General features: G+C 33.2%; 22 protein-coding genes and 1 tRNA gene. 4 read left to right on the top strand and 19 right to left on the bottom strand.

Annotated features, from left to right (window positions below):
- Positions 1-30 precede the first annotated feature (30 nt).
- The 5 genes from CS873_RS02785 to CS873_RS02765 form a co-directional block, all read right to left on the bottom strand.
- Positions 31-828, bottom strand: a complete 798-nt coding sequence (locus CS873_RS02785; protein WP_099974364.1) for a hypothetical protein — start codon at positions 826-828, stop codon at positions 31-33.
- Between the two features lie 192 nt (positions 829-1,020).
- A complete protein-coding gene (locus tag CS873_RS08100) occupies positions 1,021-1,494 on the bottom strand; it encodes a hypothetical protein (RefSeq protein WP_099974363.1) in 474 nt (157 codons plus the stop codon).
- A gap of 196 nt (positions 1,495-1,690) precedes the next feature.
- Entirely contained in the window at positions 1,691-2,593 is a 903-nt protein-coding gene (locus tag CS873_RS02775; RefSeq protein ID WP_218924902.1) for a glycine betaine ABC transporter substrate-binding protein, read from the bottom strand.
- A gap of 18 nt (positions 2,594-2,611) precedes the next feature.
- The gene (locus tag CS873_RS02770) at positions 2,612-3,457 is read right to left on the bottom strand and encodes an ABC transporter permease (protein ID WP_099974362.1); all 846 of its coding nucleotides are present in this window, start codon (positions 3,455-3,457) and stop codon (positions 2,612-2,614) included.
- The gene (locus CS873_RS02765; protein WP_099974361.1) at positions 3,450-4,649 is read right to left on the bottom strand and encodes a quaternary amine ABC transporter ATP-binding protein; all 1,200 of its coding nucleotides are present in this window, start codon (positions 4,647-4,649) and stop codon (positions 3,450-3,452) included. The genes CS873_RS02770 and CS873_RS02765 overlap by 8 nt, the downstream gene beginning before the upstream one ends.
- 243 nt (positions 4,650-4,892) lie before the next feature.
- On the opposite strand from CS873_RS02765, the gene CS873_RS02760 reads away from it, so the two are divergent.
- Positions 4,893-5,915, top strand: coding sequence for an acyltransferase (locus tag CS873_RS02760; protein ID WP_169922438.1), 1,023 nt, complete (start codon positions 4,893-4,895; stop codon positions 5,913-5,915).
- Here CS873_RS02760 and CS873_RS02755 read toward each other — a convergent pair.
- The 7 genes from CS873_RS02755 to CS873_RS02725 form a co-directional block, all read right to left on the bottom strand.
- Positions 5,877-6,191: a hypothetical protein gene (locus CS873_RS02755; protein WP_099974359.1), complete on the bottom strand. Its 315-nt coding sequence runs from the start codon at positions 6,189-6,191 to the stop codon at positions 5,877-5,879. The two genes, CS873_RS02760 and CS873_RS02755, sit on opposite strands and share 39 nt — an antisense overlap.
- Positions 6,192-6,318: 127 nt before the next feature.
- Positions 6,319-6,606: a hypothetical protein gene (locus CS873_RS02750; RefSeq protein ID WP_099974358.1), complete on the bottom strand. Its 288-nt coding sequence runs from the start codon at positions 6,604-6,606 to the stop codon at positions 6,319-6,321.
- A 32-nt stretch (positions 6,607-6,638) separates the two neighbouring features.
- Positions 6,639-7,112, bottom strand: a complete 474-nt coding sequence (locus CS873_RS02745) for a DUF6773 family protein (protein WP_099974357.1) — start codon at positions 7,110-7,112, stop codon at positions 6,639-6,641.
- Positions 7,105-7,308: a helix-turn-helix transcriptional regulator gene (locus CS873_RS02740; protein WP_099974356.1), complete on the bottom strand. Its 204-nt coding sequence runs from the start codon at positions 7,306-7,308 to the stop codon at positions 7,105-7,107. The genes CS873_RS02745 and CS873_RS02740 overlap by 8 nt, the downstream gene beginning before the upstream one ends.
- Positions 7,309-7,529: 221 nt before the next feature.
- Positions 7,530-7,603, bottom strand: a tRNA-Arg gene (locus CS873_RS02735).
- A gap of 22 nt (positions 7,604-7,625) precedes the next feature.
- On the bottom strand, positions 7,626-8,855 hold the full coding sequence (locus tag CS873_RS02730; RefSeq protein WP_245823072.1) for a DEAD/DEAH box helicase: 1,230 nt from the start codon (positions 8,853-8,855) through the stop codon (positions 7,626-7,628).
- 2 nt (positions 8,856-8,857) lie between these two features.
- A complete protein-coding gene (locus CS873_RS02725; RefSeq protein WP_099974354.1) occupies positions 8,858-9,856 on the bottom strand; it encodes a Gfo/Idh/MocA family protein in 999 nt (332 codons plus the stop codon).
- A gap of 115 nt (positions 9,857-9,971) precedes the next feature.
- Between CS873_RS02725 and CS873_RS02720 the strand changes: the two genes are divergently transcribed.
- Complete coding sequence (locus tag CS873_RS02720) at positions 9,972-11,303, top strand: APC family permease (RefSeq protein ID WP_099974353.1); 1,332 nt, start codon at positions 9,972-9,974, stop codon at positions 11,301-11,303.
- A gap of 24 nt (positions 11,304-11,327) precedes the next feature.
- On the opposite strand, the gene CS873_RS02715 is transcribed toward CS873_RS02720, so the two are convergent.
- Positions 11,328-12,440, bottom strand: a complete 1,113-nt coding sequence (locus tag CS873_RS02715; RefSeq protein WP_099974352.1) for a glycerate kinase — start codon at positions 12,438-12,440, stop codon at positions 11,328-11,330.
- A gap of 175 nt (positions 12,441-12,615) precedes the next feature.
- Here CS873_RS02715 and CS873_RS02710 point away from each other — a divergent pair, with 175 nt between their 5' ends.
- Both CS873_RS02710 and CS873_RS02705 read left to right on the top strand, forming a co-directional pair.
- Positions 12,616-13,920: a PTS transporter subunit EIIC gene (locus CS873_RS02710; RefSeq protein ID WP_099974351.1), complete on the top strand. Its 1,305-nt coding sequence runs from the start codon at positions 12,616-12,618 to the stop codon at positions 13,918-13,920.
- On the top strand, positions 13,913-14,782 hold the full coding sequence (locus CS873_RS02705) for an alpha/beta hydrolase (RefSeq protein WP_241685220.1): 870 nt from the start codon (positions 13,913-13,915) through the stop codon (positions 14,780-14,782). The genes CS873_RS02710 and CS873_RS02705 overlap by 8 nt, the downstream gene beginning before the upstream one ends.
- A 359-nt stretch (positions 14,783-15,141) precedes the next feature.
- Here the strand turns inward: CS873_RS02705 and rlmD are convergent, their stop codons facing one another.
- From rlmD to CS873_RS02675, 6 genes are read right to left on the bottom strand one after another with little or no spacing between them, the layout of a single operon-like run.
- Entirely contained in the window at positions 15,142-16,500 is a 1,359-nt protein-coding gene (gene rlmD, locus CS873_RS02700; RefSeq protein WP_099974349.1) for a 23S rRNA (uracil(1939)-C(5))-methyltransferase RlmD, read from the bottom strand.
- 39 nt (positions 16,501-16,539) lie between these two features.
- The gene (locus tag CS873_RS02695; RefSeq protein WP_099974348.1) at positions 16,540-17,493 is read right to left on the bottom strand and encodes a diacylglycerol kinase; all 954 of its coding nucleotides are present in this window, start codon (positions 17,491-17,493) and stop codon (positions 16,540-16,542) included.
- A gap of 24 nt (positions 17,494-17,517) precedes the next feature.
- Positions 17,518-18,948 carry an Asp-tRNA(Asn)/Glu-tRNA(Gln) amidotransferase subunit GatB gene (gene gatB / locus CS873_RS02690; protein ID WP_099974347.1) on the bottom strand — a complete coding sequence of 477 codons (1,431 nt, stop codon included), beginning with the start codon at positions 18,946-18,948 and terminating at the stop codon, positions 17,518-17,520.
- On the bottom strand, positions 18,948-20,405 hold the full coding sequence (gatA, locus tag CS873_RS02685; RefSeq protein ID WP_099974346.1) for an Asp-tRNA(Asn)/Glu-tRNA(Gln) amidotransferase subunit GatA: 1,458 nt from the start codon (positions 20,403-20,405) through the stop codon (positions 18,948-18,950). The genes gatB and gatA overlap by 1 nt, the downstream gene beginning before the upstream one ends.
- Entirely contained in the window at positions 20,405-20,704 is a 300-nt protein-coding gene (gene gatC, locus CS873_RS02680; RefSeq protein WP_099974345.1) for an Asp-tRNA(Asn)/Glu-tRNA(Gln) amidotransferase subunit GatC, read from the bottom strand. The genes gatA and gatC overlap by 1 nt, the downstream gene beginning before the upstream one ends.
- A gap of 14 nt (positions 20,705-20,718) precedes the next feature.
- The gene (locus tag CS873_RS02675) at positions 20,719-21,849 is read right to left on the bottom strand and encodes a CamS family sex pheromone protein (protein WP_099974344.1); all 1,131 of its coding nucleotides are present in this window, start codon (positions 21,847-21,849) and stop codon (positions 20,719-20,721) included.
- Between the last annotated feature and the right edge of the window lie 4 nt (positions 21,850-21,853).

Here is a 21,853-nt window from a genome sequence, read left to right as displayed (position 1 = left end):
AAGCATTCTACTCATTGTAGTAGAATGCTTTTACTTGTTGTACTTGGAATTAAATTTAACTGTTAATTGATTTAATTGTTGTGCCAAACTATTTTCAGAATCAGCACCTTTCATCTTATTCAATTCCGGATTATTTATAATAAATTTATCTGCATTAGGAGCTTTTATCCAAATGTTATATTCCGGTACTGAAACAGAATATGAATCCTTACCACCCAATCCATTTGCCAGAAGATATTTATCATATATATCGTTAAATCCATCTGATCTATTAGGATTGATTCCTGTAATAATCTTTGAACCGATCTCAGGCATCGGATCATCTTGATATTCTATGTAAACTTTTTCAGAGGATTCTGGGTCAAATGTTGCTCCATTGGCTCTTGCCTTATCTGCAAATCCGTCATAAAGATCTTTGACACTAGTGAATCCACCTCTAAAAATAACATGGATAATCTGTCCTTGGACTTTCTCTTTTCCTGATATAATCTCATTAACTTGAATAGTTGCTTTTGTAGTCGCAGTATTCTTAGCACCATACATTTCTTCTAGATTAAGAATAGTACCTTCAATTACAGTTGAATCCAGAGTTTTGAAGTCTTCTAAATTTTTGGGAATTAGAGGATATAGAGATTCTGCTGACTGTGTATATTCAACTTTGGTACTCTTAACTTTAGACTTCCAATTTTTATTGTTCTTGGAGATTAATGATTTCATTTCAATTTTAGGATTTTGTTCATTTGAATTCTTTGCAGTATTTTTGTTGGAACATGCTGATATTGGTAGAATAAAAACTATAACCAATAAAATAATTGTAAATTTTTTCATAAAAATTTCTCCTTATATAATTATTTATAAAGATAATTAATGCCATAAAGATCATTAAACCATGGCCCAGTAACTGTTCTAGGAATAGTTGCAAGGTCCGGCCTCATAATAGTCATATATGAAAAATCAATATTATGTGCTAATCCAACAGCATGACCTATTTCATGAGCAAAAGTTTGCTTCTTATATATATTACCGGTTGCTGTATTTGCAAATATTCCTGTACTGTAATGCCAATCTGTACCCCCAAACTGAATGGGCAGATGACCAATTCGCATTAGGTCCTACAATTTTATTTCCCCAATTCCAATAAGTTGTTTCACCTGTTCTAGTTCTAGATACATCCCACCAACTTTTTGCATAGGAAAGATCAATGATACTTTTCGCCTTATCACTTGTATGAGAGAGATTCATAGGAGTACGAACACCTTGCCCATTTGACGAATTCCATTTATAAAAAGCATCTTCAATAGCGCTTTGCTGCCAACCAGTGGTATTTCCGTATGGCCAAAATTTTTGATTAGATATACCATTAAAATTTTTAAACCCATTAAATGTAGCAAATGGAGCAGCATATACATCTGTACTATTAATTTTAATGATTCCAGCAAATAATATTATTGAGATAAATATTGCAAAAATAATACTATTTTTAATTTTAAGCATGATTCATTCCTTTATGATTAGTCATCTAATAATAAGATGTCGTTCCATAATAGCAACAAATTTGCAAAAATATCGAATATCGTAGACCATTTTCCAATTGTTATTTGATATAGAAATATACAATAATTTTAAGAATTTTATATTCGACGTTAAATAAAAAAGCATTCCCACTAAATATTAGTGAGAATGCTTTTCTTTATTTTTTCAAATCTTCGATTGAATTTATATTAGTCATATACTTAGGAACTGCCAATCCAACCTTGGCACCTTCTAGATTAGGTCCTAGGTCGTCATATTTGCCCTTGTAGTCATCGTAGAACTGTTTGGATGTATTTGGTAACCAAGCACAAACTTGCGCATCAGCGGCATTTGTCGCGATGGAAGCCCACATTGGTTGCATTTCCATGGATTGGATAGTCACAGAGTAGCCGTGCTCTTTCAAGACTTCAGCTACAACGTTTGTCGATGCAATTTCAGAATCCCATGCGACATAAGTTAATTTGATTTTTTTGCCATTAACTTTTTTAACGCCGTCTGTCCATTGATTAACCTGAGTTTGATTATTCTTAATCCATTTTTTTGCAGCTTTGGAAGGATCCATACCTGCATTAACGTCTAACATTACTGATGACATATCAGTTGACTTCCAGTGGAAACGATCTAAAATTGTGTATGCTTCTGGCATATCACTCTTTAAACCCTTACGCACAATGGTGTTTATATGTTCTGATGATCCATAAGCATTTTTAGGATCTTTCAAAAACTTGATTGGATATTTTGTAAACATCCAGTGAGGTTGCCACCCTGTTATAACAATTGGCTGTTTATTTTCAATTGCCTTATCAAGTGTACTAGTCATGGCTGCTGTTGAACTGGTTTGTAATTGCCAATTTGATATATTCAAACCGTACTTTTGAATAGCAGTTTGTGTAGTAGCCATGATACCAGCCCCCGCGTCTATACCTGTGATTGTGTAATTGACTTGTGGACCTAGCTTTTCATTGGCATCATATTTTTTCAATGTAGTAGTACATCCTGCCAATATAGGTAGTATCAATAATAATAAACCTGATAGAATAATTGCTTTTTTAAATTTCAAAGAATCACCCCACCCATATTAATTTTCTCGTTGCTTGATCAACGATTGTGTCAATCTATCCATAATGATTGCCAAAATAACAATTGCCAAACCAGCAGTAAATCCATTACCAGCATCATTTCTACCAACGGCAAAGTATACTTTGGTTCCTAGTCCCATTGCTCCAATCATTGAAGCAATAACAACCATTGAAAGTGAAAGCATCATACTTTGGTTGATACCTGCCATCAAGCTATTTCTAGCCAATGGCAATTGTACTTTGATTAGTTTTTGCCATTCAGTAGATCCGTAAGAATCAGCGACTTCAATAAGGTCACTAGGAACATCACGAATTCCCATATTAGTCATACGAACTGTTGGTGGCATTGCAAAGATAACTGAAGCAACAATACCTGGCACCATTCCAATACCGAATAATGCAACAGCTGGAATTAGATAAACAAACGCAGGCATAGTCTGCATAAAATCAAGAATTGGTTCTAAGATAACCTTAGCAATGTTACTTTTTGCCATCAGAATTCCTAATGGAATACCTATTACCAAGGCGATAAGACTAGATGTCAAAACCAATGACAAAGTCTGTGTCATATCACGCCAAAAATCCAAATTCCAAATAAATAACATTCCTAATAATTCAAAAATCAATAAACTCCATCTTTGGTGTTTACGATTAACAAAATAAGTTACCCCGATAACTATTATCATAAATAGCCATATAGGTAATAAATCAAATATGAATTGGAAGGTACTATTAATAGCACCTATAAAATTCGTTAGTCCATTAAAAAATCCTGTAAATTGTGTTAACCATGCTACAAATTTATCGATCCAATCTGCTAATGGTAATTTTGGTAAATTATTCAAAGTCACTTACCTCCATTCCTGAGAGTACACCTAGAACAGCACCTCTAACAATAATTCCCTGAAGTTGATTTTTATCATTAGTTACTGCAAAAGGTATTGTAGAAGTAGATATATCATCCATAATATCTGATACTGGTGTATCAACATCGGTTTTTGGAATATCAGTTTTTACAATTGATTTCATGTCTGTACTTTTGGATCTGATCAATTCAATCATATCCGTAGCATCTACAACACCAATTAATTCACGCTTATTATTTACAACATAACCATTGGAAACTTCATTATCACGCATTTGTTTTAATGCAGTTCTTGGTCCTTGTTTATCAATATTGATCATAACTGGTCGAATCATAACATTTGAAGCAGTCAGAACCTTACTACGATCAACATTTTCAATAAATGCTTCCACATAATCATTAGCTGGTTGTGTCAAAATTTCTTCTGGTGTACCAGTTTGAACAACTTCTCCATCACGCATGATCATGATATGATCACCTAATTTCAAGGCTTCATTCAAATCATGACTAATGAAAATAATTGTCTTATTTAAATCTTCTTGTAGATCAATCAATTGATCTTGCATTTCTGTTCTATTCAAAGGATCAAGAGCAGAGAAAGCCTCATCCATCAATAAAATCTCTGGTCCATTAGCTAATGCACGTGCTAAAGCAACACGCTGTTGCATACCACCTGAAAGCTGATCTGGGTATTGATCATCATAGCCATCAATTCCTACTTTGGATAATGATTTTCTAGCTTTATCGTATCTTTCTTCTTTAGAAACTCCTCTTATTTCCAAACCGTACTCAACATTTTGAATAACAGTTCTATTTGGTAACAAACCAAAATCTTGGAATACCATACCCATCTTGGTACGACGAGTTTCGCGTAGAGCTTTCTTATCAAGTTTTGTTAAATTTTCACCATCAATAAAAATATCTCCGTGTGTTGGTTCGATTAAACGGTTAATCATTCTAATTAATGTTGATTTACCACTACCTGATAAACCCATTATTACAAATATTTCGCCATCTTCTATTTGAAAGTTAGCTCTGTCTACACCTACTGTAGCACCTGTTTTCTTTAAAATTTCTTGCTTACTTGTCCCCTTCAGCAATAATTCTCCAGCTGCATTTGAGCGGTTTCCAAAAATTTTTGTTAGATTTCTAACTTCAACTTTTGCAGTCATTAAATCCTCCCACTAAATTTTTTACATGAAAATTTTGATTTCATTTGTAAAAATCTATAACTAAAATGCTAACAAATAAACGGGACACTATCAAATGGAGTACTTGAAAAACCCGATTTTAAGGCGGTTACACGGCGTCAGCCTGCTAGAAATGCCATCTTAAGGAATTCTTAACATTTAACTAGTTCTTAACTTTTTTGTCCCATAATTTGAATATTAACTTGTAGAATGGGGGTAATAGGCGTGAGAGAACGAAATCATCGAGTCACTTACTTTGATATTTTAAAAATTCTAGCAATGTCTGGTGTTATCATGGCTCACGCTGGATCAAATCAGTGGTCCCATCCTTCCTTTAATACTAACTGGATGTTGGCGAATACTTTCATCAGTATATCGCTACCAGCCGTCCCTATTTTCTTGATGGTCAGTGGTGCTTTAATTCTTAATAGTCCACGAACAAAAAGTCTTACTTACCTATTCTTAAAAAGAATACCCAGGCTAGTAATCCCATTTTTAATTTGGTCAATTGCAACATTATGGACCACTATGCAAATCGATCATCATTTTGGCATTATAGATTTTTGGCATAGTTTTTGGCTGATTCTAACAAAACCTGTTACTCCAGCGTACTGGTTTGTCTATCCCTTGATAGCTTTTTATCTGATTTCTCCATTTTTAAAAGCTGCCATAGATAATATAAGTATGAAAACTTTAGACTACATATTATGGTTGTGGTTGATAATTTTTATCCTAATTCCATTCTTCTCCAGTTCATTACCAAAAGATATTAGCAAATACTTCCATATATATACTTTCGGAAGTCCACTTCTTGGTTACTTCCTACTGGGATATCGACTATCAAAGCTTAAAAACACCTATTTCCAAGGTAACTCACATTTAGTTATTAGTTTGATGTTAATAGTACTGATTGTATACGAAAACTTCTTTAAATTTCTTTATCCAGAATTACAATTTGCAACGGTTAGTGTGGAACAAGATCCACTTGTCTTGCTTGCATCTATGGAGATCTTTTTATATTTCCAATCATTGGAAGACTCCTATCCTAATTGGATGAGAAGTACAGGTAAATTGGTAGCTCCTCTGAGTTACGGAATTTACTTAATACATGGAATAGTTATTGAAATTGTTTTATTATTCGTTCATCCAAATGATTTCCTATGGATATTTGTAATTACTCTTGTCATTTCAACAGCAGTAGCATTTATTCTAAGTAAAATACCTATTATTAATAAGATACTCGTATAAAAAAATCATTATTAATATTGATAATACAAATATAAAAATAAACAAGTATAACCATGGCAACCAAAATGTTTTCATTGTTAATTGATATTCATTTTCCTTAAGGTTTTGAAATATGTTTAAAACATAAAATCCAATTACTATAACTAGTATGAACGCAAATGTCATTAAAATTGCAAGATCTAAGCCCATGACACTATCGTCCTTAAGATACATTCCCATAGCCAAAACACTTAAAATAAGTACTATTTCAATATACCTAGTAATTTTTTTCTTCATAAATTTCCCCTCACACATCAATATTAATATAGCTACATATAATTCCCGAAAAATATATAACTATTTTAATATTACTTAGAGCATGTAAAAAAGGATGATCTCAAATTGAGATCATCCTTTTCGTTTACTATACAACAATTAAAAATTGAATTATAAGTGGTAACAACATCATGATTGCCAGAATCACCAAGAGTGGTACTACGATTACTTTACTTACTGCTTGATTTTGTTGAGCTTTATATCTCGGCATTTTACTTATAAAATAAATCCCAAAAACTATAATTAAATTTAACAACATCATAGTTAGTGATATAAGACTTGAACTTAAAACATTCTGGTTCTCAAGATACATCCCACCAATAAATACTATCAAAATTAGCGCCATTGCAATACATCTAATAGTTTTTAATTTCATAACATTACCCCCGCAATGTTAATGATAACCTACTAATCGTTTTCTTCAATATCTAGTTTCTTATCAATTTGTTTTTGTCGTCTATTATTTATAACGTAAACTAACGTGAAGATTATACCCGTTAATATAAATGAACTTAAGAACATGATGCCTAAAACGAACCAAAATGTTGAGAAGTTATTTTGAATATAAAAAGAGTGATACTTTGAATAACTGCTAATACCACCAATAGCTGTCACTAAAATACTGGTTATAAAAATTCCCCCAAATATATAACTACCTTTAACCTGAATTAGATCATTCCCAGCAATCAAATAACGAATAATAATATATAACGTAACGCCTAGTAACATATATAGTTCAGATATATAGCTTTGAAATTCAAAGTTTGTAAAAAAAGACTTATAAAAAATATCAATTACGAGAAAAGCTAACAATATAGATAGCACTTCTCCTGAAACCTTACCCTGAAATAATTTTACTCGTTCATCTATTTTCTTAATCATTATCATTCCCCCAAAATAGTTCATCTAGTGTTCTATCAAGTGCCTTACAAATTGCAATGCACAAATTCAAGCTAGGATTATAGTCTCCCGACTCAATCAATCCTATGGTTTGACGTGTAACTCCAACTATACTTGCCAAATCATTTTGATTTAAATCTTTTTCTAATCGTGCTATTTTCATTTTCTTGTTTTTCATTTGCCCTCCCCACATGTAAGATATATATGTCTTTTTGCAAATTATAACTCACATTGATGGATTGTCAACAAAATAAAAAACACTTTTATTAACTAAAAGTGTTTTAAATAAAATATATAGACTATTTTAATAATCACCATATGAATAAATTAGGAAATGAATTTAATTTACAAGACTCTATAAATTAAAAACCTCTATACAAATGTATAGAGGTTTTTTTATGATCCCTCCCGGAATCGAACCGGGGACCTACTGCTTAGGAGGCAGTTGCTCTATCCTACTGAGCCAAGGGACCAAGTAACAAAGTGAATACTTTATCACTTTGATTCTGTCGATGGTTTACGACGTTTACCTTTGTTCTTCTGATCACGCAAGCGCTTCTTTGCCTTAGGTTTATCACCTTTAGAAGTTTCAGCACGTTTCTTACGTTTTTTGTTATATGTTTCTTTATCACTAAAAGAGCCATCAGCGTTCAAGAATACTTTTTCTATCTCAGAATCTGTATAACTCTTTAAATTACGATAATCATGAGTATTACCAAAGGTAACAACGCTACCTTCTTTACCCATACGACCAGTTCTACCTGCACGATGAGTATACTCATTTTTATCTCTAGGAACCATATAGTTAACGACATTAGTTACGTTATTGATGTCCATACCTCGTGCGGCAACATCTGTAGTTAACATCAAATTCACTTTTTTACTTGTAAATAATTGTAGTGCTTCTTTTCTAGACTGTGAGGACATCTTACTATCTAAAGCTACAAAGTTGGTTTTATTGTGATCCAAACTACTTATCACTTTGTGTAAAGATCGAGAATTATTAAAGAAAACCATACCTAGGAATTTTCTATTATGTGCCATTTGACGAATAAGCATATCCTTCATGCCATCATCAGTTGTGTTAATAAAATAATGCTTAATCCCTGTGGTATAACTTTCGTCACTTCTTTGATCGATTACATTAAAATCAACGCCAAACCATTTCTTCATATCATTAAATATGTCATTGGCAGTGGCTGAGAAAAATGTCAATTGTATATCCTCAGGCATATCAGAAAGTAACTCACGTACTGACTGAAGTTTAGTACTGTTCAACATTTCATCTGCTTCATCAACAACAACAGTCTGAACCGTAGCCAACTTAATTTTTTTTGCTTTAACTAGATCATCTAAACGACCTAAAGTAGCTACAATAATCTCTGGTTTTTCTTTTAGTTTGTCCAGTTGACGTTTAGGATTGGCTCCACCTGTAATTGATTGTACCTTGCAGCCAAACTCTTTAGCTAAAGGAGCAATTACATTACGAACTTGTACTGCGAGTTCCTGTGATGGTTCCAAAATAACAACTTGAAGTCCATCATTCGGTGTAATATTTTGAAGTATTGGCATAGCAAAAGCCAATGTTTTCCCTGAACCTGTGGGTGCCATAGCGACAAAATCTTCACCATTAATAAAAGGTTCGAAAACCGTCTCTTGAATAGTTGTCATTTTTTCAAAATTATTCTGTTTGAAATAATTTTGGAATTTTGTAGGTATTTCCAATTTTAATATTCCTTATCTGATTCAAATATAATTCCTGCAGTAATTCTGGCTTGTTCTAGTAATTTATTAACTGTACGAGAATAACCTAGTAATTTTTCAAATGCAGCTTGATCATTTTCTTCAATAATTCTGGCAAATTCAACTGCTTCTGCATCCATAGGGTTAGAACTCTTTTCATTACTAATTAGATCTTCGCTGTTACCATTTACCAATGTAACATTGGTGATATCTCCACCATTATCCATTAATAATAATGTCTTTTTACCAAAATAAACCTCTGATGGTATGTGAGAATTCTTTGTTTTACCAACGATTAAGTTAGCATCATAATCAGGATAGCTAAGTGTTAGCACTCCACTACCGTCGATTCCACCTTCTAAGATTTCAGCATCATAATTGATTTTATCTGGTCGACCAAGCAATACAACGGCATCATAAACTGCATAAACGCCTAGATCATACAATGCTCCACCTGAGAACTTAGTAGTAAATACGTTAGGAATTTTCTTTGCCAAGAAATCATCATACTTACTAGAGTACTTCATATATGAGAATGTTCCACCAGTTAATTCAGAGCGGTTCTCATTCACATATTTTTCAGCACTCTTAAAAATTGGTTCATGTATATGTCTAGCTGCCTCTAAGAAATAAACATTATTTGATTTAGCTGTTTCTTCAAGAATAGTAAATTCACGAATATTGGCAGTCGAAGGTTTTTCTACAATTACGTGTTTACCATGTTCCATTGCTAGTTTTGATTGTGAATAATGCAATGAATTTGGTGATGCTATATAGACAACATCAAAATCATCACTACTGAAGAATTCTTCCAAATCAGTACTAATTTTGGCGTCAGCTGCGTTAACTGAACCTGCAAAATCCTTTGCTTTTTCTTCAGTTCTAGAATATATATGAGTTAACTTGAAGCTATTTGTTTCATCTGAAGCTTCAATGAATTGCTTTGTAATCCAGTTGGTTCCAATGATTCCTAAGTTTAACATAATATCACCTCATTAATATTTTACTTATTTAAATGATTAATTACCACAAAAAACAATACAGCATTAGCACTTTATATCATATAATTAAATATATTAAAATTTTGGGAGCAATTATATGGAGAATAATCAAAAATTTCTAAAGAAAGAACTTGGTTTCTTTCATGCATTATCTACCGTAATGGGGTTGGTTATCGGTGGAGGTGTCTTTTTCAAAATATCTAGTGTCACAGAAGCAACTGGTTCCGCTAGTTTAACTGTTTTTGTCTGGATATTGGCAGGTTTCATTACTATTAACGCAGGATTAACCGTTGCTGAACTTGCTACAGCATTGCCAATTGCTGGTGGTATTTTTAAATACATCGAACATATTTATGGAAAAGTTCCAGCATTTTTACTAGGTTGGGCACAATCGGTAATTTATTACCCTGCTGGGATTAGTGCTCTCTCAATCATCTTCGCTACTCAAACCCTTAACTTACTGGGTATAACTGATGGCCGATGGACTGTGCCAATAGCTATCGCTATTGCTGTATTTTTATTTGCAACTACCTTACTAGGTGCTAGAGTCAGTGGATCGATTCAATCAATTGCTCTCATTGCAAAACTGATTCCTATTATTTTAATTATTGTAGTAGGACTATTCACTAAATCTACAAATGAATTTTCTTTATTCCCTATTACATCTGGATCACACTCTAATTTCTGGTCATCCCTTGGTGGTGGATTATTAGCTACAATGTTTGCCTTTGATGGTTGGATGAACGTTGGTAACATGGCTGGTGAAATGAAAAAGCCTGAAAAAGATTTATCCAAATCTATTATTGTCGGTATCTTCTTAATCACACTAGTGTACGTTTTTATTAACTTTGTATTCGTAAAATTTTTGCCATTCAATTTGATTCCTGGAAATGAAAACGCAGCTTCTGATGCTGCTGTGAGAATTTTTGGTAACATCGGGGGAAAAATTGTTACTATTGGAATTTTAATATCTGTTTTTGGTTCTATTAATGGCTATTCTATGACTGGTATTCGTGTACCTTTCGTATTAGGAAGTGATGACCAATTAATTTTTTCTAAGTTCTTTTCAAAACTTACAAAGAAAACTATGATTCCTGTTAATGCAGGTATTGTTCAAACAATCATTGCAGTACTGATGATATTGATGGGATCATTTGATTTTCTAACTGATATGTTGGTATTTGTTATGTGGATATTCTCAATGATGTTATTCTTTGGGGTATTTATCTTGAGAAAAAGAGAGCCTGATTTAGAAAGACCTTACAAGATAAACTTCTACCCAATTCCCCCTATTATTGCAATTTTAGGTGGAGCATTTATTCTTATTTCTACTTTATTCAGACAACCTGTACTTTGTATTACAGGAATAGGAATTACATTGTTAGGGTTACCTGTTTACTACATTCATAAATATAATAAAAAAAGCTGACAATATATTGTCAGCTTTTTTATTTTAAATATTCAACAAATCAAATGTCATCTGAGCAGCATTTCTAAGGTTACTTTTTACATTTTTAATTGCTTCCTCTAATGTCGATATATCTTTAACAATTGGGACTATTGCATTAATTCCAGACTGTCTAAATTGTTCGCGGTCCCCTTGAAATGAACCCACAAAAGCAATTACAGGAACGCCATGTTTTTTTGCGTAAGCAGCAATAGATACCGGAACTTTACCCTGAAGACTTTGATTATCCATTTTACCTTCTCCAGTTATTATCAAATCACTTTGTTCAATCTGTTCTTCTAGATGTGTATATTTTGCGAGTAAAATTAGACCTGGTTCAATATCAGCATTTAGCATAACTCTCAGTGCCATACCTAAACCACCAGCAGCACCATCACCTGGTTGCGATTCCTCAGAGTTTAATAATAATTTGCTAAATTTTTCCATATCTTTTTCATATTCTGAAAGTTCTAAATCTGTTATCCCTTTTTGTTTACCAAACATATAGACAGCACCTGTGGTACCTGTAATAGGGCTCTTAACATCTGCAGCTAAAATAAATTCAACGTTCTTCAAATTATTATCAATACCAGATGAATCTAACTTTGAAATAGAACCTAAGTTTTTGGGGATAGGATCTAGTTCAGAATAATTATCATCATAAAATCTAACACCTAACGCAGACATCATACCTAGTCCAGCATCAACAGTCCCTGTACCACCCAAACCAATAATAATTTTATCAGCACCATGGTTAACAGCGGTTAATATCTGCTCTCCTAATCCATAACTGTTAGTCATTCTAGGATGAGTTTGCTCAGTATTATCTAAAAACTGTATACCTGATGTAGCGGAAGATTCAATCACAGCTAATTTTTGATCGGGTATCCACGAGTAACTTGCAGAAATTTTATCACCCTTTAAATCATGACAATCAACAGAAACGATTTCAACATGAAGATTTTGAGCAAATGCTTCAACTGTCCCTTCACCACCATCAGCAATAGCAAAATTGGCAACAGATGTTTTATTATTTTCAAATACATCTTTAATAATTTGATTTGATTCAATACTAGTCATCGAGCCTTTCATTGAATCAATTGCGATCAATATTTTCATGATGATATCCCCTCTGAATTTTAAGATTAATACAGGCTCATAAATATAATTAAACACCGGGTTAATCGATTTACAACATTCATAAATATAATAAGGCAAAAAAGTGTGATTCTTAGTGTCTTTTTAACTTTTAGGATTATAATCAAGTTAGACTGATTACTGGGAGGATAACCTTATGGATGCTATATTTTCAAACAAATTAGAGAAATCAATTGCTACGATTACGATCAAATTGCAAAAAACTTTAATTTATAAAGTATTTAGAAAGTCAATTTTATCTACATTACCCTTTGTTATTTTGGGAAGTTTCCTGAAGCTTTTGCAGATTCTTTTTCTAGAAAAAGGTTCTCTTTTGATGACTTTTTTCCCACAAGTAGATAACTTCAATTGGCTTATAACTTTCGATAGTATAGTAAATCTCATTTATGGGTTAACCCTCGGAATAATCTCGCTTATGGCTACATTCTCATCAGCCAATTTCACGGCAAGTCATTTTGACCGTGATGGTCAGATGGCGGGTACTACTAGTTTTGTATGTTTATTGTTACTTTCATACACATTTCCAAATAATAGACTTATCTCCTTTAATCCTGATATTTTGGGTCTTAGAGGATTATTATTTGCACTGATAGTTGGTATGGTTGTTGGATGGATTTTCTCTAAAACTTCCAAGAAATTAACCTCAGATAGTTCCAAAGATCTTTTGAATCGCTATCTTAACTCATTTTGGTCAGTAACATTAGTCATTGTATTAGTTAGTTTAGTAAGTTTTTCCATAGAGATATCTCTAAATTCAACCAATTTATTTAGTAATCTCATAACCAACAGTATCAATAATAAGTCCCAATTAGCAGAGTTATTTAAGACACTCCTTCTTAGTTTCTTTTCAATCATTGCTGCATTCCTTGGCTGGCGTGGATTTTATACTCAACCAATTGGAATGGGTGATCCTACAGTACTAAAGAATTTAAATTATGCATTCTCTCACCACAGCGCATGGGGTGCACCTAATGTTTTTAATGGCGACACTTTGTATTATGCATTTGGTTCTTTTGGTGGTGTAGGATCAGTTTTAGCTTTAATTGTAGCCATCATGCTATTTTCAAAAAATAAAAATTATAACAAGATTTCTAAAATATCAATTGTCCCAAGTATTTTTAATATAGATGCTCCTATGATGGTAGGACTTCCATTGCTATTTAACCCGATCTTCATAGTTCCTATGATCTTGGCTCCCATTTGCAGTATGTTAGTTGCAGCATTGGGATTGGCTATTCACTTAATGCCTCCATCAGTTTATCCGATACCTGTTGGAACACCAGGTTTCTTAAATGCATTTATTGGAACCAACGGTAGTTGCCAGGCTTTGGTATTTACTATATTGACTTTCATTATTTCTGTTTTAATTTATATACCATTTGTTAAATTAGCCGATAAAATTAATGATTATACAGATTCAGAGGTGAATACTCTTGAATAAAAAAAATCTAAAATATATCTCTTTGGCATTCATTATTATTCTATTGTTGGGGATCCCTATTTTCTCTTGGACTAGACAAAATAATAGTCATCTTGCCTCCAAATTCAACTCTCCTCTTTCTCCTATTATCATGATCCCTGGTAGTAGTGCCAGAGCTAATAGGTTTGAAGATCTAGTTAAAAATGTCAACAAAACTTACAATCAAAAGCATAGTTTACTTGAAGTTACCGTCCATACTGATAATAAATTAACCTATTCAGGATCTATCAAAAATGGTGACAACCGACCTATTATTGTTATCGGATTTGAGAACAACAAAGATGGATATAACAACATTAAAAAACAAGCCAAGTGGCTTTCAATTGCTTTTGATACACTTCAAAAAAGATATCAATTCAATAACTTTAATGCTTTTGGACATTCAAATGGTAGTTTGATATGGACATATTATCTAGAACATTATTTTGATAGCTCTGAATCAACATTGAATCAGTTCCAAACTGTTGGTGCACCATTCAATTTTGAGGAATCATCTAGTACAAAACGAACTCAAATGCTTAATGACTTTATAAAATATAAAAACAATATTCCTAAAAATATTACTTACACATCAATTGCTGGTACCAAAAAATTCTCTGATGATGGTATTGTTCCACTAGCAAGTGTGGATTGTGGTAAGTACATATACGAAGGAAATATCAAGAGTTACACTTTAATAACTTTAACTGGTGGCGACGCTGAACATTCTGATATGTTGGATAACAAACAATTCATATCATTGTTCCACCACTACATTTTGAATAATGGTTCTAATACTGATCCAGAACAAAATAAAAAACCACAATTAAATTCTAATAATTAAAAAAGCTAACTTCGAATTTATTTATCCGTTGCTAGCTTTTTATTTAAAATTAAATATTAGAACATAATTCCCACTATTGAGAGAATAATAGTTGCTACGCTTAAAATAGCAATATATACAGATTTTTTATTATTATTTTTCCTTGCTTGAAGCAAAAAATTTATAGAAATAACTATTAAAAACAGAAGAAATATATATTGAAATATTTTCATTTGTCTTTCCCCCTAGAATGTTGATTAAGCACTAAAAATACTTTAACATCAAAATTAGACGAATGATTAAAATAATTATAAACGTATCAATATTCGATATAAACGTAAAAAACCGTCAGTTAAAATTTCACTGACGGTTTTTTACGTTTATTTTAAATTCAATGATATGACTGTCTCAATGTGATTTGTCATTGGGAACATATCAACTGGTGTTGCGTCTGAAATATCATAATCTTCACTAAGTAATTGTAAGTCACGTGCTAATGTTGCTGGATTACAACTGATATAAACAATACGTTTAGGTTTGATATTTGTAATTGAACTGATCAAAGAATTTGCCAATCCTTTACGTGGTGGATCAACTAGAAGCACATCAATTTTTTTGTTATCTTTTGCCCATTCATTTAGGACATCTTCCGTTTTACCAACGACAAATTCTGCATTCTTAATATTATTGATTTTAGCGTTATCACGAGCATCTTTGACAGCTTCATTGACAACTTCAATACCCGTAACAACTTTAGCGTTATCGGCTAATGATAGCCCAATAGTACCGATTCCAGAATAAGCATCAACAACATTTTCTGTTCCTGTTAGCTGAGCGTTCTGAATAGCTAAATCATATAATTTTTGTGTTTGAGTAGGATTTACTTGATAGAAAGAGTTGGGTGAAATATGGAAATGTTTACCCAAAATTTCATCATCAATATATGGCAATCCTGCAAGAAGCATCATTTTTTTACCAAGAATAACATTAGTTTTCTTCTCATTGACGTTGATATAAAGTGATTTTACATTACTATTAGACATAATGTCGGCAGCAATTTCTTTATAGTGAGAAATATCTTGGACACGACTAACAAGGACAATCATAATTTGACCTGTAAAGTATGCACGACGAATCATAATTGTTCTTATCTGACCTTTATGAGTAGCTTCATCATATCCACGAACATTATATTTACGTAAAATGTCGCGGACACGAACTATCTCTTCATCAATTATAGGATCTTGAATTAAGAAATCTTCCATTGGTACAAGGTCATGCGAGTTTCTTCTGTAGAATCCTGTTGTTAATTTTCCATCAATTTGACGAACAGGAACTTGAGCTTTATTTCTATAGTGAAGTGGATCATTCATCCCTATAGTGTCATTGACCTCGATACCATCAAGACCCATTTTTTCAAAATCAATCTTAACTTGTTTTTGTTTGAATTTTAATTGCTCACTATATTTCAAATGACTTAGTGGAGCAATTCCTGTTTGTGTATAGATACGATCAATATCTTCAACACGATCAGGAGATTTTTTTATAATTTCAGTTGCTTTAGCAAATCCATAACTCTTACCCATTTTTAAGATTATTACTTTGACTACTTCACCAGGTAGTGCATTGTCTACGAATAATGTGAAATTATTAACCTTTGAAACACCTTTTCCTTCATAGGAAAGGTCAGAAATTGTTAATTCTAATTCGTCATTCTTTTTAAAATTTGGTTTATCCATTTTTCACCTTTTGAAAGAAAAAACAGCCCTTCGGACTGTTTAATCAGATTCTTTTTTTATATTTACATTTTCTGGAATAGACTTGTCAGGCATTGAGTCTATATTAGCATAGATAGTTAAATGATTATGTAAATTGACTAGATCCATAGGGGCATCGCCACCATATTCACCATCAAGATTAATCATTATTTTGCTATCGTTGTTTGCCTTAACAGATAATTTCTTAGTCTTAGTATAGATGACTTTAGGATTATCAACATGTCGACCACCATTAATAACCAATGCAATCAAATGTACTAGATCTCGAATATTTGTTTCCTTAACAATAATTAGCGAGAATGTTCCATCTCCAATAACAGAGTCCGGAGCAATCTGTTCCATACCACCAATTGAGTTAGTCAATCCTATCAAGAAAAGAGTAGCTTTGCCATCGAATACACCATCATCGTACTCAATGTGCATATCGATAGGACTATTTTTTGGCAATAGTTCAGCACCCTTTAGCAAGTATGCCAAGTATCCTAAGATAGACTTATAGGCTGATGGAACTTCATAAGTCAATTCAGTCATAGAGCCACCACCGGCGATATTCATAAAGTACTTATCACCAGCTTGACCGATATCAATTGGGAGCTTTTGCTTTTTCAAAATAACCTTAGCAGCTTCTACAACATCATCTCTCGGGATTTTCAGAGCTCTGGCAAAATCGTTAGTTGTACCTGCGGGAATGATAGCAATTTCTGGGCGTTTTTCCAATGGAGAAATACCATTAACTACTTCATTTATTGTACCATCTCCTCCAGCTGCGATTATTAAATCAAAGCCTTCCTCTGCTACACGTCGCGCTTCATGCATAGCAGAATCTTCTTCTGGAGTAGTACGAAAAGCGCTAGCTTCATAGCCGGCTTTTTCTAATATATTTAATATGTCTCCAACATTTTCTCTTAATGTTTCATGACCTGAGGTTGGATTATAGATAAGTCTGGCTCTCATTTATAGCGTTCCCTCTTTTAACTTTTAACGATTGTTTAATTCTTGCATCAAAATACTATTTACGATCTTAGGATTTGCTTGACCCTTTGTCTCTTTCATAATTTGTCCAATTAAGAAACCAACAGCACGGTCCTTACCATTTTTGAAATCTTCAATTGATTGTTCATTGTTATCCAAAATAGCTGTGATAATTGGTGTAAGAACAACGGGATCTGATTCTTGAACCATACCCTTTTCTTTGACCCAAGCCTCTGGCTCTGTACCATTACTTATAGTTTCTTGGAATACCTTTTTGGCAATTTTTGATGAAATAGTACCATCTGAGATTAAGTTGATCATCTTAGCTAGATGCTCTGGTGTTAATTTTGTTTCAAGTAATTCCAAGTGATTTTCATTTAGATAAGCGTTAACTTCACCCATCAACCAGTTTGATACTAGTTTTGGATTGGCATTGAATTTAACAGTTTCATCAAAGAAATCTGACATTTCCTTGGTATCAGTAAGAAGACCAGCATCATATTCAGGGATTTTTAAATCATTGATATAACGTTTGCGACGCTTGTCTGCAGTTTCTGGAAGTTCTGACTTAATTTGTTCAATCCACTCATCAGAAATCTCATAATTTGGTAAATCTGGCTCTGGGAAATATCTATAATCTTCATTACCAGATTTAACACGCATCAAAATTGTTTCCCCAGATTTTTCATCAAAACGTCTTGTTTCTTGTTGAATCTTTCCACCAGTTTTTAAAATGGCAGCTTGACGTTTTTCTTCAAAAGCTAGACCCAAACGAGCAAAGTTAAATGAGTTAATATTCTTCAACTCAACTTTTGTTCCATATTCACTTGAACCAACTGGTCTAATTGAAATATTACAATCGACACGCATTGATCCTTCTTCCATCTTAACATCTGATGCACCAGTAAATTGAACGATTTGACGTAGTTGTTCTAGGTATTGATAGGCTTCTTCTGGAGAATGCATATCAGCTTTAGAAACAATTTCAATCAATCCAGTACCTTGACGGTTAAGATCGACATATGAGAATCCATCGTTACCGTGGGTATTCTTACCAGCATCTTCTTCAACGTGAAGTTCTTCGATACCAATTTTCTTTGTTTCGCCATCTACTTCGATTTCAATATATCCATCATGAGCTAATGGTCGATCATGTTGTGTTAGTTGGTATGCTTTGGGATTATCTGGATAAAAATAATTTTTACGGTCAAAGTGAGTATGATTTTCAATATCTGCATTTAATGCTAGAGCAACCATAACTCCTAAGCGATAACCATTCTTATTGACTGTAGGAAGTGTTCCCGGAAATCCAAAATCAATTACGTTAGTATTTGTGTTGGGTTCTGCACCGTATTCAACTGGTGAAGGACTGAACATTTTTGAAAGTGTTTTTAGCTCAACGTGGACTTCTAGTCCAATAGTTGTTTCAAAGTTCATTAATTTGCCCCTTTCATTGCAGTTGGAATTTGTTCATAAAATTTGTTTTCTTCTTGTAATGCATATGATGCATTAAGAACTTTTTGTTCTTCAAATGGTTTAGCAATTATTTGTAAACCTACTGGCATACCATCTACTAAACCTGCAGGAACAGATGCAGCAGGCAAACCTGCCATATTAGCAGGAATTGTTAGTACATCATTCATATACATTGCCAATGGATCATCAATTTTTGCACCAATACCAAAGGCAGCAGAGGTAGTAGAAGGTCCCATGATGAAATCATAGTCCTTCAAAACAGCATCCATTTCTTGAATAAACATAGTTCTAACTTGAGCAGCCTTTTTGAAGTAAGCATCGTAAGAACCTGCAGAAAGAGCAAATGTTCCTAACATTACACGACGTTTGATTTCATCTCCGAAACCTTCTGAACGTGTTTTTACATACATATCACTGATATTCTTAATATTTTCAGCACGGAAGCCATAACGAATACCATCATATCTTTGAAGGTTAGAAGATGCTTCACTAGATGCCAAAATATAATAAACTTCAACCGCATGTTTAATAGCTGGAATACTTACTTCTTCAACAGTAGCACCCATTTTTTCATATGCAGCAAGAGCTATATCAATTTGTTCTTGAACTGCTGAATTTGTTCCTTGATCTTTAAATTCTTTAGGAACGGCAATCTTCATACCAGACATATCCTTATTCAAGTTAGCACGGTAATCCGGTACTTCCTTTTCAGAACTTGTTAGGTCATGTTCATCCACTCCAGCAATGACAGAAAGCACTTCAGCAGAGTCTTCAACACGTTTTGAAAGAACTCCAACTTGATCCAAACTTGAGGCAAAAGCTATAACACCCCATCTTGAAACACGTCCATAAGTAGGCTTAATACCAAAAATACCATTAAAAGCAGCTGGTTGTCTGATTGAACCACCTGTGTCAGTACCTAGAGCGGCAATAACTTCACCAGAGGCAACTGCTGCTGCGGAACCACCTGAAGATCCACCAGGAACTTTTGTTAGATCCCATGGATTAAATGTTTTTCCAAAGTGAGATGTTTCAGTAGAAGATCCCATGGCAAATTCATCCATGTTTGCTTTACCAATATTGATAGCTCCAGCTTTTTCTAATTTTTCCAAAACTGTAGCACTATAGACTGGTACAAAATTAGACAAAATCTTACTTGCGGCAGTTGTTAAAATACCATCAGAAACAATATTATCTTTGATAGCAATTGGAATTCCTGCTAGACGATCGTTGATGCCACTAGCATCTACTTTTTTTGCATCATCAACTGACTTTTCGTTCACTGTGATGAAAGCATGTACTTTTTCTTCTGTTTTGTTGATATTTTCTAATGTTTGCTCTGTTAATTCTTCAGCCGTAATTTCTTTAGAAGAAAGTTTTTGGTGTAGAGAATCAATGGTTTCATTTAAATAATTCACTATTCTTTCTCCCCATTTCCAAGAATTGACGGAACCTTAATTAGGTTGTCTTTTGTTTCTGGAACATTTGACAACAATTGTTCGACTGTTTGATCGTGCTTACCTTCATCTTCACGGAAAACAGTTAATCTATCTCCCATGCTGTATGTAGGTTCAACGCCTGTTGTATCTACAGATGCTAGTTTGTCTTCCATTTCGACAATTTGACCAATTTGAGTAACAAAACCGTCTACTTCAGCATCATCTAACTCTAGATTTGCCAATTCAGCAACATGTAAAATCTCTTCTTTTGAAAGCATATTTTTCTCCTTTATTAATGTCCATTGTAAACATGGGATGTATATTTATTATTAACTCGCGAAATGAATGATTGTTGTGCATCAACTGTTTGAATACTGATGTCCAAATCTACACCTGATGGCAAATACTTAGAAGAGCTATCCTGTACAAATTGAGTAAAACTACTTATTTGTGATAGTCCATCAAATTGTGTATTGATTGTAATATCCATTGATTTCAAACTGCTGTTTTCATAATGTGCTTGAGCTGTTACACCTGATAAATTAGGGAAATAGCTTTGTATATTTGATTTGAAGTTAGAGAAATTATCAGCATCATTGCTGTTTATAGGTTTTTCATCATTCACAACTGGTAGCATTTGATTTTTATAATTCAGATTTGAGAACTTGTCCAGACTACCACTCTTACTTACACCATATTGGAAATATGTTCCCCCAACCAAAGTGTCTTGAGGAGCTACTGAATACAAGCCAACAAGGATAGGAGTATCATTTCCGACATTCTTCATTTTACGAAGACGTTTAACAACTTCTTTGGCAATACGTTCGCCTTGTTCTTTTTGTTGGTCAGCAGAAATTTTTGTACTATAAGTAGCACCGTATTGTTCTTTTTGATAATAATCAGTTGAATTTATAGCGATACCAATAGAAATTCCCTGAATTTTGTACTTACCATTTTCTTTTTGCAAATAATCTTGTTCCATCACTTGTTGAAGATAAATAGGTGTTCTCTTATCTGGATCAGTGGAATCATTGGCTTTAGGATTTAACCCATCTGGATTTTTTGAAGATTTTCTACCTAACCAATTATTTACAGTATTTGCAGATAACAATTGTCCTTCTTGGAATACATATGAATTAGTTGAAAATTGGTCTTGAGAAAGATTAGTTAGACCACTTTCAAAACTTCGACCATTGAATTCATTAGTATTAGTAGTTGCTGAAAGACCTGAGATAGGACTAGTTTTATATTTTCCTTTACTCATAAGGACATCATAAATACCGGTATCACTGGTTGAACTAGTTTGTACTGAATTATTACTACCACTTCCACCTGAAAGACTAGAATCTTGTAAGTTACCACATCCTGTTAAAATTAGAGATACCATTAGTAATAAGGATGCTGCTTTTAAAATTTTCTTCACTGCT

The sequence above is a fragment of the Companilactobacillus metriopterae genome (genome assembly GCF_002762335.1).
GTDB lineage: Bacteria > Bacillota > Bacilli > Lactobacillales > Lactobacillaceae > Companilactobacillus > Companilactobacillus metriopterae.
This window is presented reverse-complemented; position numbering and strand designations above follow the sequence as displayed.

Bases quoted from the DNA above. Each gene is read 5' to 3' on its own strand.
- CS873_RS02785 (WP_099974364.1), bottom strand. From the start codon at position 828: ATGAAAAAATTTACAATTATTTTATTGGTTATAGTTTTTATTCTACCA.
- CS873_RS08100 (WP_099974363.1), bottom strand. From the start codon at position 1,494: ATGCTTAAAATTAAAAATAGTATTATTTTTGCAATATTTATCTCAATA.
- CS873_RS02765 (WP_099974361.1), bottom strand. From the start codon at position 4,649: ATGACTGCAAAAGTTGAAGTTAGAAATCTAACAAAAATTTTTGGAAAC.
- CS873_RS02755 (WP_099974359.1), bottom strand. From the start codon at position 6,191: ATGAAGAAAAAAATTACTAGGTATATTGAAATAGTACTTATTTTAAGT.
- CS873_RS02750 (WP_099974358.1), bottom strand. From the start codon at position 6,606: ATGAAATTAAAAACTATTAGATGTATTGCAATGGCGCTAATTTTGATA.
- CS873_RS02745 (WP_099974357.1), bottom strand. From the start codon at position 7,112: ATGATTAAGAAAATAGATGAACGAGTAAAATTATTTCAGGGTAAGGTT.
- CS873_RS02740 (WP_099974356.1), bottom strand. From the start codon at position 7,308: ATGAAAAACAAGAAAATGAAAATAGCACGATTAGAAAAAGATTTAAAT.
- CS873_RS02725 (WP_099974354.1), bottom strand. From the start codon at position 9,856: ATGTTAAACTTAGGAATCATTGGAACCAACTGGATTACAAAGCAATTC.
- CS873_RS02720 (WP_099974353.1), top strand. From the start codon at position 9,972: ATGGAGAATAATCAAAAATTTCTAAAGAAAGAACTTGGTTTCTTTCAT.
- CS873_RS02715 (WP_099974352.1), bottom strand. From the start codon at position 12,440: ATGAAAATATTGATCGCAATTGATTCAATGAAAGGCTCGATGACTAGT.
- CS873_RS02710 (WP_099974351.1), top strand. From the start codon at position 12,616: ATGGATGCTATATTTTCAAACAAATTAGAGAAATCAATTGCTACGATT.
- rlmD (WP_099974349.1), bottom strand. From the start codon at position 16,500: ATGGATAAACCAAATTTTAAAAAGAATGACGAATTAGAATTAACAATT.
- CS873_RS02695 (WP_099974348.1), bottom strand. From the start codon at position 17,493: ATGAGAGCCAGACTTATCTATAATCCAACCTCAGGTCATGAAACATTA.
- gatB (WP_099974347.1), bottom strand. From the start codon at position 18,948: ATGAACTTTGAAACAACTATTGGACTAGAAGTCCACGTTGAGCTAAAA.
- gatC (WP_099974345.1), bottom strand. From the start codon at position 20,704: ATGCTTTCAAAAGAAGAGATTTTACATGTTGCTGAATTGGCAAATCTA.